The organism is Saccharibacillus qingshengii, assembly GCF_013185195.1.
Classification (GTDB): Bacteria; Bacillota; Bacilli; order Paenibacillales; family Paenibacillaceae; genus Saccharibacillus; species Saccharibacillus qingshengii.
Map to the genome: position 1 here is coordinate 1 of NZ_JAAZWC010000071.1, position 1,488 is coordinate 1,488.

Below are 1,488 nucleotides of genomic sequence, written 5' to 3' on the forward strand. Positions count from 1 at the left end.
ATCCGGCGAATGCCGGATCAAGGACGAATGTCCGCAGCGTGAATATTATGTTATACGTAGTTACGTTCTTCCTTGAGCCTGCTACATAAAATCGTTCTTAGGTTTAATGTCTTAATCCGCTTTATTCTAATTCTTTATTCCATGTTTCCTGTTTTTAAAATGTCATTTCCCACTGTTTTCGTTTTGAATTTCACTTGGTTTTAAATACTTTCCCTCCGAGGCGTTACCTCTTCGATTCCGCTTCTTCTTCCAATCGTTCTTCAATCCAAATTTGCTTTTGCCTTTACCTATTTATTATCTGTTTTTGATTTTCCCATTTTATTTTTCCAATTCGTTTTCTTCGAGCCGATCAAAGGGCTCGCCACTCAAGAAAAGATTGTCACCCAAATGCTCTTAATCAGCCCTTCGTAATTACGTATAACGTTCCCGTATTCACGACCCGGCGTATGCCGGGTGTCCGACGAATGTCGGACCCAGGGCCGCATGGCCCGCCGCGTGAATATTATGTTATATGTCGTGAAATCGACGGGCTTCGAAGCTCTTCCCGCAAACTCCAATCCAGTCTGCTTCCGTATGGAAGCGCACCTTCTTCCTTCAGTCAATCCGCATTCTCTTCTCGATGGATCAGTTTCCGGATGGAAACGTTCCTTCTTGGCGCTTCTAAACTTCTAATCCAAGATTCGCATAGAATCAACTTCCCGTTCTCTTCGATCTTCACCTGTTCTTGCTCTTCCGTCGAATTTCATGTTCTTATAACGTTCCTGTATTCACGACCCAGCGTATGCTGGGTGTCCGGCGAATGCCGGATCAAGGACGAATGTCCGCAGCGTGAATATTATGTTAGGTGATGTATTCGGCTTCTTCGAATTACATTCAAATCATCAGTTGCACTATAAATCCTTATACCTATATTCTCTGTAAGTTATAAATCCACTCTTGTCATAAAAATTCTTTGCAATTTCATTATTCACCCAATAATCCACTTCAATCTTGCTAATCTGGTTTTGGGCAGCGATCTCATAGGCTTTATTCATTAATTGTTTTCCAAGACCTTGATTCCGATGTGCTTTAATGACATTTAATTGATGTATATATAATGACTTATATGATTTTCGAAATGGGTTTTCTTGATGTTCCTTTATCTCCATCCATATGTAGCCCTGTTCTTGTCCTTGCTCCTCAACAATATAAAATTGATAGTTAGGATTCGTCATGATTGATTTAAAAAAATCACTTACTGCTATGTGATCATGTTCTTTAAAATGATTCGGATACATTTGAGCATGAATATGTTGTACTTCTCGGTTAAGTTCACTAATTAACTCATGATTTTGAGTTCGAATAATATCCACGTTTTGCTCCTTTCATTCTTTTATATGATTTTATTTAATGTATTTCCGAATATTTCACCTAACGTTCCTGTATTCACGACCCGGCAATGCCGGGTGTCCGACGTATGTCGGACCAAGGACGAATGTCCGCAGCGTG

1 protein-coding gene is annotated in these 1,488 nt (G+C 40.0%); it reads right to left on the reverse strand.

Annotation, left to right across the window (positions count from 1 at the left end; translation table 11 throughout):
* Positions 1–890: 890 nt before the first annotated feature.
* On the reverse strand, positions 891–1,352 hold the full coding sequence (locus HRQ60_RS23335) for a GNAT family N-acetyltransferase (RefSeq protein ID WP_172201008.1): 462 nt from the start codon (positions 1,350–1,352) through the stop codon (positions 891–893).
* Between the last annotated feature and the right edge of the window lie 136 nt (positions 1,353–1,488).